Below are 13,893 nucleotides of genomic sequence, written 5' to 3'. Positions count from 1 at the left end.
ATATGCTGAGCAAAAAGATTCGCAACTTCCTGTTATTCGGGGTCATCGCCGCGCTGCTCCTGGCGGTGGGCTACTGGAATATCAGCCCGGAGCGCTTCCTCGACAAGCCTGTTGCGCAGGTTGACGAAGGTCTTATCGACTATTACGCCATCAATGCCTACAGCATTCAGTACCTGCCTGACGGCAAGGTGCAGTATGAGATGACATCGGACAAGGTCGAGCACTTGAAGGCTTCCGAAGTCAGCCTGCTGACCAATCCGGACCTGAACCTGTATCGCGGCACCGAATTTCCCTGGCACGTCACCAGCAAGCGTGGCGAGGTCAACCCGGATGGCACCGAAGTTGAACTGATCGACTCGGTTCGCGTCGCACGTACAGACGCGCAGAACCGCGACACCATCATTACCAGCAGTCGCATGACCGTATTCCCACAGAAGCAATATGCGCAGACCGAGCAAGACGTTAGAATCGACGGCGCTGGCGGTGTATCGACTGGCAAGGGAATGAAAGCGTATTTGAAAGAAAGCAGGATACACCTGCTATCGAACGTAAGAGGACAGTATGAGGCTCGTTAAAACCCTCCCTATTTTGCTCGGTCTGGGCGCAGCACTGGGAAGCGTGAGCGCCTGGGCTCTGCCGAACGATAGCCAGCAACCGATCCATATTTCGGCTGACGATGCACAGCTCGATGACAAGAAAGGTGTTGCCACCTATACAGGCGGCGTGATCATCACCCAGGGCTCGATGAAGATCACCGGCAACACGGTGACTCTGACGCGCACCCAGACAGGCGACATTGACGTGGTGACGTCGGTGGGCAACCTGGCTTATTTCGAGCAGAAGCAGTCCGCTACCGACACCGGCCCGATGAAAGGCTACGGCAAGACTATCCAGTATCACGCCCAGCAGAATCGTATCGTGTTGATCGACCAGGCCAAGGTACTGAGCCCAGACGGCAACTCGACCGAAGGTGAAAAGATCACCTATGACACCGTCAAGCAGATCGCCAACGCCGGTCGCGCCAACGGCTCCAAGGTCACTGCACCGCGCCCGCGCATCGACATGGTTATCCAGCCGAAGAAGAAGGCCGAGTAATGGCAACCCTGAAAGCCCAGCATCTGGCCAAGGCCTATAAAAGCCGCCAGGTGGTACGCGACGTCAGCCTGTCGATCGACAGCGGCCAGATCGTCGGTTTGCTCGGCCCCAACGGTGCCGGCAAAACCACTTGCTTCTATATGATCGTCGGGCTGGTCCAGGCAGACCAGGGTCGTGTATTGATCGACGACCTGGATGTCAGCCATCAACCCATGCACGGTCGTGCACGGGCAGGTATCGGCTATCTTCCTCAGGAAGCGTCGATCTTCCGCAAACTGTCGGTAGCCGATAACATCATGGCGATTCTCGAGACCCGCAAGGAACTCGATCGCGATGGCCGCCGCCAGGAGCTGGAAAGCCTGCTGCAGGAATTCCACATCAACCATATTCGCGACAACCTCGGCATGAGCCTGTCCGGTGGTGAGCGCCGCCGCGTGGAAATCGCCCGCGCCCTGGCGACCGCGCCGAAATTCATCCTGCTGGATGAACCCTTTGCCGGTGTCGACCCGATTTCGGTGGGTGACATCAAGCAGATCATCCATCACCTCAAGGCCAAGGGCATTGGCGTGCTGATCACCGACCACAACGTGCGCGAAACCCTCGATATCTGCGAAACAGCGTATATCGTCAACGATGGTCAGCTGATTGCCGAAGGCGATGCCGAGACTATCCTGGCTAACGAGCTGGTGAAGGAAGTGTACCTGGGTCACGAGTTCCGCCTGTAAACACAGGGGTATCGCGCTTTTCCCTGGAGCGCGCGGGAGTCAATGGAAACCTCGGTTTTTTTATTGTTACCGCGCTCTAGGCAAAGGCCCCGAGATCAGGCATATAATTTGCTTATGTTTGGCGCTCACGCGCCCTGTCGTGGATGGCGCATTGCGCCGGCGAATAAGGTGTTAAGCCCCTGCCATGAAACCATCGCTAGTCCTGAGAATGGGCCAGCAGCTGACGATGACACCGCAGCTGCAACAGGCCATCCGCCTGCTCCAATTGTCGACCCTGGACCTGCAACAGGAAATCCAGGAGGCCCTGGAGTCCAATCCGATGCTCGAACGCCAGGAAGAAGGCGACGACTTCGATAATGCAGACCCGCTGGCCGACAACATCGAGCAAAAACCCAATCCCGACGTGCAGGAACCCTCCTATCAGGAAACCGCCCCGACGGTGGACAACCTGGAGGAAGGCGACTGGAACGAACGCATTCCCAACGAGCTTCCCGTGGATACCGCGTGGGAAGACGTCTACCAGACCAGCGCCAGCAGCCTGCCGAGCAACGATGATGACGAGTGGGACTTCACCACCCGTACGTCGGTGGGCGAGAGCCTGCAGAGCCACCTGTTGTGGCAACTGAACCTGGCGCCGATGTCCGATACCGATCGCCTGATCGCGGTCACCCTGATCGACTGCATCAACAACCAGGGCTACCTGGACGAAACCCTCGAGGAGATCCTTGAGGCCTTCGACCCGGAACTGGATATCGAACTGGACGAAATCGAAGCCGTCCTGCACCGCATCCAGCAATTCGAGCCCGCCGGCATTGGTGCCCGCACACTCAGCGAGTGCCTGTTGCTGCAACTGCGCCAATTGCCGGCCAAGACCCCATGGCTCACCGAAGCGCAACGCCTGGTCAGCGACTACATCGACCTGTTGGGCAGTCGCGACTACAGCCAACTGATGCGCCGTATGAAGCTCAAGGAAGATGACTTGCGCCAGGTCATCGAGCTGGTGCAAAGCCTCAACCCGCGCCCAGGCTCGCAGATCGAATCCAGCGAAGCCGAATATGTGGTGCCCGATGTCATTGTGCGCAAGGACAACGAACGTTGGCTGGTGGAGCTGAACCAGGAGTCGGTACCGCGCCTGCGGGTCAACCCGCAATACGCAGGTTTTGTGCGCCGCGCTGATACCAGCGCCGATAACACCTTCATGCGCAACCAGTTGCAGGAAGCGCGGTGGTTCATCAAGAGCCTGCAAAGCCGCAACGAAACCCTGATGAAAGTCGCAACCCAGATCGTCGAACACCAGCGCGGTTTCCTGGAGTACGGCGACGAGGCCATGAAGCCTCTCGTGCTGCACGACATCGCCGAAGCCGTCGGCATGCATGAATCGACGATTTCCCGGGTTACCACGCAGAAATTCATGCATACCCCACGGGGTATTTATGAGTTGAAATACTTTTTCTCCAGCCACGTCAGCACCTCTGAAGGCGGTGAATGCTCGTCCACGGCGATCCGCGCGATCATCAAAAAACTGGTTGCCGCTGAAAATCAGAAAAAGCCGTTGAGTGACAGCAAGATCGCTGGTTTACTGGAGGCACAAGGCATTCAGGTCGCCCGTCGAACCGTCGCCAAGTACCGCGAGTCCCTAGGGATCGCGCCTTCCAGCGAGCGTAAGCGTTTGATGTGACGGGCGGGCCACAGCGTTCCAGTGGTGGGTATTCCTGCCCACCGCTTTATGCACTGGCAACGAAGGAGAAGCTGTATGCAAGTCAACATCAGTGGACACCAGCTGGAAGTCACCAAGCCCCTGCGTGAATACACCGAGAGCAAACTGAACAAGCTTGCGGGGCATTTTGACAAGATCACCAACGTGCAGGTCATCATGGAGGTCGATAAGCTCAAGCAGAAAATCGAGGCCACCCTGCACGTACCGAATGCCAAGCTCGTCGCCAATGCGGAACATGAAGATATGTACGCGGCCATTGACTCCCTCTACGACAAGCTCGACCGCCAACTCATAAAGCATAAGGAAAAGAATCTGCACCTGATGCAAGGTACAGGTCGTTAACTCTCCCCCCATGATCCGACTTGAAACCATCCTGACCCCCGGCCGTTCCCTCGTGAACGTGCCGGGCGGCAGCAAGAAAAAAGCCCTCGAACAAATTGCCAACCTGATCGCACGCGAAGTGCCGGATCTGGAGATGCAAGATGTCTTCGAAGCGTTGATTGCCCGTGAAAAACTCGGTTCCACCGGTTTTGGCAACGGCATCGCCATTCCGCACTGCCGCCTCAAAGGCTGTGAAACACCTGTGAGCGCCTTGCTGCACTTGGATCACCCCATTGATTTCGACGCCATCGACGGCGCCCCGGTCGACCTGCTCTTCGTGCTGCTGGTCCCGGAAGCCGCCACCGATGCGCACCTGGAACTGCTCCGGCAGATCGCCAGCATGCTGGACCGCAAGGATGTACGCGACAAACTGCGCAGCGCCTCCAGCAATGAAGCGTTGTACCAAGTTGTCCTGGATGAACAAAACGGGCAGTAATCATGCGTTTGATCATCGTCAGCGGTCGCTCCGGCTCGGGTAAGAGCACCGCCCTCAATGTGCTTGAGGACAACGGCTTCTATTGCATCGACAACCTGCCCGCCGGCCTGCTGCCAGAGTTGGCGGAACGCGCACTGATCCATACCGAATTGGCGCAGCCGCTGGTGGCGGTCTCGATTGATGCGCGCAACCTGCCTAGCCACCTCTCGCGGTTCCCGGAACTGTTGGAAGAAGTGCGTGCCAAGCACATTCATTGCGATGTGCTGTACCTGGATGCCGACGAAGAGACCTTGCTCAAGCGGTTCTCCGAAACCCGTCGACGCCACCCCCTCAGCAGCGCCAACCGCTCCCTGGCCGAAGCCATCGAGGACGAGACCAAGCTGCTCGGGCCGATCATTGACCTGGCCGACCTGAAGATCAACACCACCAATCTGAACCTGTATCAGTTGCGCGACGCGATCAAGCTGCGCCTGCTGAACCAGCCTGAGCCGGGGACGGCGTTTCTGGTCGAGTCATTTGGCTTCAAGCGCGGCATGCCGGTAGATGCCGACCTAGTGTTCGATGTGCGCTGCCTGCCCAACCCTTACTGGAAGCCGGAGTTGCGCGATCAGTCCGGGCTGGATCAGCCTGTGATCGACTACCTGGCCGCACAACCGGATGTGGAAGAGATGTTCCAGGACATCTCCAGCTACCTGCTCAAATGGTTGCCGCGCTTTGCCGCCAGCAATCGAGCCTATGTCACCATTGCCATTGGCTGCACCGGCGGCCACCACCGCTCGGTCTATTTGACTGAACGGCTGGGCCAGGTGCTGCAACAAACCCTCAAGAACGTCCAGGTTCGCCACCGCGACCTGAGTTGAAAGGAACACCTGCGCGATGCCTGCTCTGGAAATTGAAATCATCAACAAGCTGGGCTTGCACGCCCGGGCGTCGGCTAAATTCGTCGGCGTGGCCGGGCAGTTCCCCTGCCAGATCCGTGCTGGGCGTACGCCAGAGTCCATGGTCGATGGCAAAAGCATCATGGCGATGATGATGTTGGCGGCCGGCAAAGGCACCAAAATCCATCTGCGCACCGAAGGCGAGCAAGAAGACGAAGCAATGGCCGCACTGGTCGCGTTGATCAACAACTACTTCGACGAAGGCGAATAACCCTACTGTAGGAGCTTGCTCGCGAAAAACGTCAACGATAACGCGGGCATCCTGGTTAACGCAGTGCTCTCAGTTTTTTTTGCGAGCAGGCTCCCTCCTACAGGGAACCACCCTCAGCCTAACGCCGTATCCATCACCATCATCAGGCAAAACCCGAGGCACAGCCCAAGGCTGGCGAGATTTTCATGGCCATTGCGGCGCGACTCGGGGATGACTTCATGAGTCACGACCAGCAACATTGCCCCGGCGGCCAACGCCAAACCCAGCGGCAACAACACTTCGGCAAGGCTCACCAGCCATGCACAGAGCACCGCAAATACCGGCTCAACCAAGCCTGATGCAGCGCCAATCAAAAAGGCTTTGATCCGCGACATTCCCGCCCCAGCCAATACCAGCGCAATCACCAGCCCTTCAGGCACATCCTGCAGGGCAATGCCCATGGCGAGGCTGTCGGCATCCGCCATGCCTCCGCCCGCAGAAACCCCCACAGCCATGCCTTCCGGAATGTTGTGCGCAATGATGGCAAACACGAACAACCAAATACGCGGCGGGATAACCGGTTTATCCGGTGTACCCACCAGCATTTCCGGGCTGGCGCCAGAAACCTTGCGGTCTACGAGGTACAGGCCGAACGCCCCGAGCATGATGCCGAAGCTGATCAAGCCACTGGCGCCCCAAGGTGACAGTCCCAGGCTTTCGGCGGCGGCGATGCCCGGTACCACCAGAGAAAACGCAGTCGCCGCCAGCATCACACCGGCACCAAAGCCCAGCAGGGTGTCGCTAAGCGCCATCGGCATGCGCCGAATCACCAACACCGGCACCGCGCCCAGCGCCGTGCCAAGCGCGCAGATCGCCCCACCCTGCAAAGCACGCAGTATGCGCGGTTCCAGGTTCAACCAGGCCAGCCCATGGGCCACCAATAACGCAGTACCTGCCAATAGCAGCAGCGTGCCAAACGCATAACGAAACATTCGCACGCTACCGATCGCCAGTGTTTGAGTGCCCATAGTCGGCCTTAGATCTTGTTATGTAGTGAATGTCAGGCCAAAGCGGCCTGATAGCGCGCGGCAACCTCCGGCCAGTTGATGACGCTATAGAATGCATTGATGTACTCCGGTCGTCGGTTTTGATATTGCAGGTAGTAAGCGTGCTCCCAGACGTCCAGGCCCAGCACCGGCGTATTGCCGCTCATCAGCGGGCTGTCCTGGTTGCCGCTGCTTTCCACCACCAGCGTTTTTTGTGGCGTAACGCTCAGCCAGGCCCAACCGCTGCCGAATCGCGTCAAGGCCGCCTTGGTGAACGCCTCCTTGAAGCTGTCGAAACCACCCAATTGCTCGTCGATAGCCTTGCCCAGCGCGCCCTCGGGTTTGCCGCCCCCTGTCGGTGACATGACTGCCCAGAACAACGAGTGGTTCGCATGCCCGCCTCCTTGGTTGACCACAGCAGCGCGTAATTTCTCCGGCAATGTTTGGACGCTGGACACCAGCTTCTCCACCGGCCAGCCGGCGAACTCAGTCCCCTCGACCGCAGCATTGAGGTTATTGATGTAGGTCTGGTGGTGCTTGGTGTAGTGAATTTCCATGGTTTGCGCGTCGATATGCGGCTCGAGGGCGTCGTAGGCGTAAGGCAAGGCCGGCAAGGTATAGGTCATATCAATGTGCTCCATAGTGGGACGTGGACGTTGGCGTCGCAGCACTGCCCAGCAGCCGATGAGTGCGTGGGTATTCGCCGTGATCGCTGATGAAATTCAGCAGCTCGACGTAGGTCTTGCTGCTTTGGCGCAGCGCGGCCTCGCGCAGTGACGGGCTGAGTCGCGGGTTCTGCATGGTCTGTAAGAGGCGCTGATGGATAGCGCAGAGGTATTCCGCGCTTTCCTCAGGCTGGTTCAGGCGCAAGTGCAGGTCCGCCAGGTTGTGATGGGAAATGACGCAAGCCGCCACTGCTTCGTCAGCATCCGCCCAGCGTTCGAACAACACTTGGGCCAGGGCCAGGGCTTGCAGATAGGCCTCGCGAGCGTCAACCAACTCGCCTGCCATAAAGCAGCGATTGGCCCGTTCGATCGTGCGTTTCCAGTGCTCCATGGTGAGCCTCCAGAGCAGGGTCGTTGATTACACGCCGCCAGCGGTGAGCTTTTCCGGGTCCAGCAGGACTTCCAGTTGGCTGCGCGGCAGGTCGGTGTGTTCGAGGGCGACATCGATCACCGGGCGGCCTTGCTGATACGCCTTCTTGGCGATTTCAGCGGCTTTCTGGTAGCCGATGATCGGGTTAAGTGCGGTGACCAGGATCGGATTGCGTGACAGCGCTTCCTTGAGCTTGGGTTCGTTGACCTTGAAGCTGGCAATGGCCTTGTCCGCCAGCAACCGGCTGGCATTGGCCAGCAACTCCAGGCTGCTGAGCAGGTTTTGGGCAATGATCGGCAGCATCACATTCAGCTCGAAATTGCCCGACTGGCCGGCCACCGTGATCACTGTGTCATTGCCGATGACCTGGGCGGCCACCATGGCGGTCGCTTCCGGGATGACCGGGTTGACCTTGCCCGGCATGATCGACGAGCCCGGCTGCAGCGCCTCCAGTTCGATTTCACCCAGGCCGGCCAATGGCCCGGAGTTCATCCAGCGCAGGTCATTGGCGATCTTCATCAGCGACACCGCCGTGGCTTTCAACTGACCAGAGACCGCAACGGCGGTGTCCTGGGAGCCAATCAGCGCAAACAGGTTCTTGCCGGGTGTGAACTTCACTCCGGTCAACAGGCTCAGTTGCTGGCTGAAACGCCCGGCAAACTCGGGGTGCGCATTGATCCCGGTACCGACCGCCGTGCCGCCCTGAGCCAATGCTTGCAGCGCCGGAAGCAGGTCCTGCAAGTGGCCGATATTGGCCTTGAGCTGCTGCGCCCAGCCGTTCAGCACCTGACTCATGCGCACCGGCATGGCGTCCATCAAATGCGTGCGGCCGGTCTTGATGAACGGGTGAACCGCCTCGGCTTTTTGCTCGATGACTTGCACCAGATGCAGCAGGGCCGGCAACGTTTGCTCGTGCAGCACCAACGCGGCACTGACGTGGATGGTGGTGGGGATGATGTCGTTGCTGCTCTGGCCGCAATTCACATGATCGTTGGGGTTGACCGCCTCGCCCAGCAAACGGCTGGCAAGGGTCGCGATCACTTCATTGGCGTTCATGTTGGAGCTGGTGCCGGAGCCGGTCTGGAAGATATCCACCGGGAAGTGCTGCATGTAGTCGCCTTCCAGCAAGCCTTGGGCAGCATCGACAATAGCCTTGCCCTGCCCTTCGCTGATTTGCTTGAGGTCGACGTTGACCTTGGCCGCGGCTGTCTTGGCCAGGATCAGCGCGCGGATGAATTGCGCCGGCATGGGTTGATGACTGATCGGAAAGTTGTTCACCGCACGCTGTGTTTGTGCGCCATACAAAGCTTCTTGCAGCACATGCAGTTCGCCCATGCTGTCGCGTTCGATACGGGTGTTACTCATCATTAGATCCTTGCACCAAGTCAGAAACGGAAATCGAAGGCAGTAATTCGCAGCTCGCCAATTGCCAGGCAAAGGTCTGCCAGCGCTTGAGGCGGCAGGCACAGTGGGAGAGTTTTTCCAGGTCGCGCAGTGGTCGCCAGGCCTGGTCCAGACACAGGGAGCGCCAATGCCAGGGCAAGGCGACATCAGCGGCGGTGTCGATCAACAAACGAAATGAGGTTTCAGCGATGGTCCACGGATGGGTTGCGGTGCAACACGCCAGGTACCGACCTTCGTTCAGGTAATGCTCAATCAGGCGGGGTTCATTGGGATCCAGGCCACAGCGAATCTGGCGGCTCATCCAACGCCAGCTTTCCAGATAGGGATCCTCATGCAAGACAGAACTCATGAGACACACTCATTCGGTAATGATATTTATTATTAAATGATATTGAGAATCAAAACAAGAGTGGCCCATTAATCCTGTCAAAAGAGGCGCAATAAAAAAGGCGCGCCATCTTTGCGATGGCGCGCCTTTCAGAACGTGCGGGAGGGATTAGCTGCCAGCGACCGTCATGCGTTCAATAAGCACCGAACCCGTGCGGATATTGCTGCGCAGTTCCAGGTCGTTACCCACGGCAACGATCTGCTTGAACATATCGCGCATATTGCCCGCGATGGTCACTTCCTGGACGGCGAACTGAATCTCGCCATTCTCCACCCAGAAGCCCGCCGCACCACGCGAGTAGTCACCGGTGACCATGTTCAGGCCATGGCCCATCAATTCAGTCACCAGCAACCCACGCCCCATCCGCCGCAACAACGCCGCCTGGTCTTCATCACCGTGCGTCACGAACAGGTTATGCACGCCGCCTGCGTTAGCGGTGCTTGGCAGGCCCAGCTTGCGACCGGCATAAGTGCCCAGCACATAGGACACCAGCTCACCTTGCTCGACAAACGGCTTGGCATAAGTCGCCAGGCCATCGCCGTCGAACGACGAACTGCCCATCGCGCGCATCAGATGCGGGCGCTCGTCGATGGTCAGCCACTCAGGGAACAGCTTCTGGCCGATGGCGCCTTCCAGGAACGAAGACTTGCGATACAGGTTGCCACCGGAAATCGCGCCGAGAAAGCTGCCGAATAAACCACCGGCCAGCTCTGCGGAAAACAGCACAGGCACTTCGCAGGTCGGCACCGGGCGCGCGCCCAGGCGGCTCGCAGCCCGTTGCGCCGCACGCAGGCCAATGCTTGCAGGGTCTGCCAGTAAATCGCCTTGGCGGTTTACGTCATACCAGTAATCACGCTGCATCTGCCCGTTGGCTTCGGCGATCATCACGCAACTGAGGCTGTGACGCGTGGACGCATAGCCACCGATAAAGCCATGGCTGTTGCCGTAGACGCGGCAGCCCTGATGGGTGCTCAAGGTGGTGCCGTCCGCATTCTTGATGCGGGCATCGGCATCGAAGGCTGCCGCTTCGCAGGTCAGCGCCAGCTCGATGGCTTGCTCAGGCGTGATATCCCAGGCGTGGAACAGGTCAAAATCCTGCACATCCTTGGCCATCAACGCCTTGTCGGCCAGGCCCGAGCTTTCATCCTCGGAGGTGTGCTTGGCAATCGCCAGCGCTGCGGCGACGGTCTCGCGAATCGCCTCAGGGCCACTGGCGGAAGTGCTGGCCGAGCCTTTTCGCTGGCCCGCATACAAGGTAATGCCAAACCCTTGGTCGCGATTGAATTCAACCGTTTCCACTTCCCGCTGGCGCACCGAAGTCGACAACCCTTGCTCCAGCGACACCGCCACTTCACAGGCGCTGGCCCCCTGGCGCTTGGCCTCGGCAAGGATCTGCTCGACTTGTTCCTGCAGGGCCGGTAACGCTTGTGGACCGACGCTTTGGGCTGCACTCATGGTTTTCTCCACTCAAATTCTGCTTTCGGTAATGGCCATCGAGCGACCGGGCCGGACAAGCGGCCCCCGACTGGTTATCATGGCGGCGTTTCTTTGCGGACTGCCACCATGGTTGATTCTTACGACGACTCCCTCGATGGGGAGAAAAGCAAAACCCAGGTCAAACGTGAGCTGCATGCTCTGGTTGACCTTGGCGAGCGCCTTACAACGCTCAAAAAGGATTTGGTCGCCAAACTGCCACTGACCGACGAAATGCGTCGGGCCCTGGCGGATGCGCCCAAGCACACCGCGAATATCGCGCGTAAACGGCACATCTCGTTTATCGGCAAACTGATGCGCGACCAAGACATTGACGCCATTCTGACTTTGCTCGATCAAACCGATGCCTCCACTCGCCAGTACAACGAACGCTTCCACAACCTGGAACGTTGGCGTGACCGCCTGATCTCGGGCGATGACGCGGTGCTGGAGAAATTCGTACTGGACTACCCGGACGCGGACCGCCAGCAATTGCGCTCCCTGATCCGTCAGGCCCAGCACGAGCTGGCGCATAACAAGGCGCCGGCCACCAGCCGTAAAATCTTCAAATACATCCGTGAGCTGGACGAGACTCAACGCGGCCTGCGCTGATCCTCTTCCCCGGGTGGCGGTCTTCGCCACCCGAAGCTTGCGTTCCTACGATCCCGTACCACCCACGGTGATCGCATCGATTTTCAAGGTTGGCTGGCCGACACCTACCGGCACCGACTGCCCATCCTTGCCGCACGTGCCCACCCCGCTGTCCAGCGACAGGTCGTTACCGACCATCGACACCTTGCTCATGGCTTCCGGGCCGTTACCAATCAGCGTCGCCCCTTTGACCGGCGCGGTAATCTTGCCGTCTTCGATCAGGTACGCCTCGCTGGTGGAGAACACGAACTTGCCGCTGGTGATGTCCACCTGGCCGCCGCCGAGGTTGGCGCAGTAGATACCGCGTTTTACCGAGGCAATGATTTCTGCCGGATCGCTTTGGCCACCGAGCATGTAGGTGTTGGTCATGCGCGGCATTGGTAGATGCGCATAGGATTCACGACGACCATTACCGGTGCGCGCCACGCCCATCAGGCGCGCGTTGAGCTTGTCTTGCATGTAGCCCTTGAGCACGCCGTTTTCGATCAGGGTGGTGCATTCGGTCGGCGTGCCTTCGTCATCGACACTCAGCGAACCACGGCGGCCGGCCAGGGTGCCGTCATCGACAATGGTGCACAGCTTGGACGCAACCATTTCGCCCATGCGCCCACTGTAGGCGGAACTGCCCTTGCGGTTGAAATCGCCTTCCAGGCCATGGCCCACGGCTTCGTGGAGCAACACGCCAGACCAACCCGAGCCCAGCACCACCGGCAAGGTGCCGGCGGGTGCCGGAATCGCTTCCAGGTTGACCAATGCCTGGCGCAGCGCCTCACGGGCATAGCCCATGGCACGGTCGTCAGCGAGGAAATAACGGTAGTCGGTGCGCCCGCCGCCGCCATGCCCACCGCGCTCGCGGCGCCCGTTCTGTTCGACGATCACACTCACATTGAAACGCACCAGCGGCCGTACATCCGCCGCCAGCCCACCGTCTGTGGACGCCACGAGGATGCGCTCCCACACGCCCGCCATGCTCACGGTCACTTGCTGGATACGCGGGTCCAAGGCGCGGGTGGCTGCGTCGATTCGCTTGAGCAGCTCGACCTTTTCCGCACGGCTGATCACTTCCAAGGGGTTATCCGGCGCATACAACTGCGCCACGTCCTGGGTACTGAACGCCTGCACCGTGCCATTCTGCCCGGCACGGGAAATCGAACGGGCGGCACGCGCCGCCAGGCCTAGGGCCTCCAGGGTGATCGCATTGCTGTAGGCAAAGCCGGTTTTCTCACCCGATTGCGCGCGAACGCCTACGCCCTGGTCAAGGTTGAAACTGCCTTCCTTGACGATCCCATCTTCCAGCGCCCAGGACTCGGAAATCTGCCCCTGGAAATACAGGTCAGCCGCATCGATACCCGGCCCGGCCAGATCGCCGAGCACGGTTTGCAGGCTTTCGATGGTCACGCCACCGGGTGCCAGGAGGTGATCACTGACTGAGGACAACAACTCGCTCATAGGTTTGGCCTTAAATTCATCGTTCTGAAGCAGGCCGCCGCGCGCCCTGCGAGAAAAAGCGCCGGTGATTGGCCACCGGCATGCGCGCCCGTATCGACGCCTGTTCACTGCTATCGCGTTCGGCCAGTAACACCGCCTCGCCTTGATCCTGTTGCGCCAGCACTCGGCCCCAAGGGTCGACAATCGCCGCGTGGCCAAAGGTTTCCCGTGGGCCTGGGTGCACACCGCCCTGGGCAGCTGCCAGCAGGTAGCACTGGGTTTCGATGGCACGTGCGCGAATCAGCACATCCCAATGCGCAGCCCCGGTCACTGCCGTGAAGGCCGAGGGCGCGGTAATCAGTTCAGCCCCCGCCGCACGTAACTCGCTGTACAGCTCGGGGAACCGCAGGTCGTAGCACACCGTTAACCCCACACGGCCCACCGGCGTATCCGCCACCACCACCTGGTTACCGAAAGCATAGTCGTCAGATTCGCGATAACGACCGCGAGCATCCGCTACGTCCACATCAAACAGGTGGAGTTTGTCGTAGCGAGCGACGATTTCACCCTGATCGTTGATCAGCAGCGAGCAAGCATTGGGTTTGGCGTGGGGCTGGTCCTTGGGTGGCAGCGGCAAGGTGCCGGCCACTATCCATAAGGTGAGGTCGCGGGCGGCCTGTTTCAACCAGGGCAGCACAGGGCCTTGCCCCAACGCCTCGGCGCGGCCAATGTCGGCCACATCGCGGCGCCCCATGGCGGCGAAATTCTCTGGCAGCACCGCGAGTTTCGCGCCATCGGCCGCCGCCTGCTCCAGCAGGCGACGCGCCTGGGCGAGGTTGGCCAGCACGTCACTCTGGCTGACCATTTGAATTACCGCAAAGGACATGGGCCGACACTCCATACAGGGCATGGGGCCATGCTACTCC

Annotated in this window: 17 protein-coding genes; 9 read left to right on the top strand and 8 right to left on the bottom strand. The window is 59.6% G+C overall.

Features of this window, described 5'->3' with window-relative positions; genetic code table 11:
- Positions 1–2 precede the first annotated feature (2 nt).
- From lptC to BMH52_RS07050, 8 genes are all read left to right on the top strand, one after another.
- Positions 3–575 carry an LPS export ABC transporter periplasmic protein LptC gene (lptC, locus tag BMH52_RS07085; RefSeq protein WP_073843265.1) on the top strand — a complete coding sequence of 191 codons (573 nt, stop codon included), beginning with the start codon at positions 3–5 and terminating at the stop codon, positions 573–575.
- On the top strand, positions 562–1,095 hold the full coding sequence (lptA, locus tag BMH52_RS07080) for a lipopolysaccharide transport periplasmic protein LptA (RefSeq protein WP_020301264.1): 534 nt from the start codon (positions 562–564) through the stop codon (positions 1,093–1,095). Before lptC ends, lptA begins: the two co-directional genes overlap by 14 nt.
- Entirely contained in the window at positions 1,095–1,820 is a 726-nt protein-coding gene (lptB, locus tag BMH52_RS07075) for an LPS export ABC transporter ATP-binding protein (protein WP_003188582.1), read from the top strand. The genes lptA and lptB overlap by 1 nt, the downstream gene beginning before the upstream one ends.
- A gap of 184 nt (positions 1,821–2,004) precedes the next feature.
- Positions 2,005–3,498, top strand: a complete 1,494-nt coding sequence (locus BMH52_RS07070) for an RNA polymerase factor sigma-54 (protein ID WP_014716935.1) — start codon at positions 2,005–2,007, stop codon at positions 3,496–3,498.
- 75 nt (positions 3,499–3,573) lie between these two features.
- Positions 3,574–3,879, top strand: a complete 306-nt coding sequence (hpf, locus tag BMH52_RS07065) for a ribosome hibernation-promoting factor, HPF/YfiA family (RefSeq protein WP_003171804.1) — start codon at positions 3,574–3,576, stop codon at positions 3,877–3,879.
- 10 nt (positions 3,880–3,889) lie between these two features.
- Positions 3,890–4,354: a PTS IIA-like nitrogen regulatory protein PtsN gene (gene ptsN / locus BMH52_RS07060; protein ID WP_014716933.1), complete on the top strand. Its 465-nt coding sequence runs from the start codon at positions 3,890–3,892 to the stop codon at positions 4,352–4,354.
- Between the two features lie 2 nt (positions 4,355–4,356).
- Positions 4,357–5,214, top strand: coding sequence for an RNase adapter RapZ (gene rapZ / locus BMH52_RS07055; protein ID WP_019816957.1), 858 nt, complete (start codon positions 4,357–4,359; stop codon positions 5,212–5,214).
- A 16-nt stretch (positions 5,215–5,230) separates the two neighbouring features.
- Entirely contained in the window at positions 5,231–5,503 is a 273-nt protein-coding gene (locus BMH52_RS07050; RefSeq protein WP_014716931.1) for an HPr family phosphocarrier protein, read from the top strand.
- A gap of 113 nt (positions 5,504–5,616) precedes the next feature.
- Here BMH52_RS07050 and BMH52_RS07045 read toward each other — a convergent pair whose 3' ends face one another.
- The 6 genes from BMH52_RS07045 to pmbA all read right to left on the bottom strand — a co-directional run bounded on the left by BMH52_RS07045 (position 5,617) and on the right by pmbA (position 10,870).
- Positions 5,617–6,510 (bottom strand): ZIP family metal transporter, encoded by an 894-nt coding sequence (locus BMH52_RS07045; RefSeq protein ID WP_014716930.1) that lies wholly within the window; start codon positions 6,508–6,510, stop codon positions 5,617–5,619.
- A 32-nt stretch (positions 6,511–6,542) separates the two neighbouring features.
- Positions 6,543–7,154: a superoxide dismutase gene (locus tag BMH52_RS07040; RefSeq protein WP_014716929.1), complete on the bottom strand. Its 612-nt coding sequence runs from the start codon at positions 7,152–7,154 to the stop codon at positions 6,543–6,545.
- A 1-nt stretch (position 7,155) separates the two neighbouring features.
- Positions 7,156–7,584, bottom strand: a complete 429-nt coding sequence (locus BMH52_RS07035) for a hypothetical protein (protein ID WP_014716928.1) — start codon at positions 7,582–7,584, stop codon at positions 7,156–7,158.
- A 27-nt stretch (positions 7,585–7,611) separates the two neighbouring features.
- On the bottom strand, positions 7,612–8,988 hold the full coding sequence (locus BMH52_RS07030) for a lyase family protein (RefSeq protein WP_073843263.1): 1,377 nt from the start codon (positions 8,986–8,988) through the stop codon (positions 7,612–7,614).
- A complete protein-coding gene (locus BMH52_RS07025) occupies positions 8,981–9,376 on the bottom strand; it encodes a hypothetical protein (protein WP_003188570.1) in 396 nt (131 codons plus the stop codon). Before BMH52_RS07025 ends, BMH52_RS07030 begins: the two co-directional genes overlap by 8 nt.
- Positions 9,377–9,523: 147 nt before the next feature.
- Positions 9,524–10,870: a metalloprotease PmbA gene (gene pmbA, locus BMH52_RS07020; RefSeq protein WP_014716925.1), complete on the bottom strand. Its 1,347-nt coding sequence runs from the start codon at positions 10,868–10,870 to the stop codon at positions 9,524–9,526.
- A 108-nt stretch (positions 10,871–10,978) separates the two neighbouring features.
- On the opposite strand from pmbA, the gene yjgA reads away from it, so the two are divergent.
- Positions 10,979–11,500 (top strand): ribosome biogenesis factor YjgA, encoded by a 522-nt coding sequence (gene yjgA, locus BMH52_RS07015; protein ID WP_003188568.1) that lies wholly within the window; start codon positions 10,979–10,981, stop codon positions 11,498–11,500.
- 45 nt (positions 11,501–11,545) lie between these two features.
- Here the strand turns inward: yjgA and tldD are convergent, their stop codons facing one another.
- Positions 11,546–12,988, bottom strand: coding sequence for a metalloprotease TldD (gene tldD / locus BMH52_RS07010; RefSeq protein WP_003188566.1), 1,443 nt, complete (start codon positions 12,986–12,988; stop codon positions 11,546–11,548).
- A 16-nt stretch (positions 12,989–13,004) separates the two neighbouring features.
- Positions 13,005–13,853: a carbon-nitrogen hydrolase family protein gene (locus BMH52_RS07005; protein WP_072434183.1), complete on the bottom strand. Its 849-nt coding sequence runs from the start codon at positions 13,851–13,853 to the stop codon at positions 13,005–13,007.
- Positions 13,854–13,893 lie beyond the last annotated feature (40 nt).

It is taken from the genome of Pseudomonas sp. BTN1, from assembly GCF_001907715.1.
In the GTDB taxonomy this organism is placed as follows: domain Bacteria; phylum Pseudomonadota; class Gammaproteobacteria; order Pseudomonadales; family Pseudomonadaceae; genus Aquipseudomonas; species Aquipseudomonas paracarnis.
The sequence above is the reverse complement of the archived record's forward strand: the minus strand, read 5'-3'. Positions and strand labels throughout refer to the sequence as shown.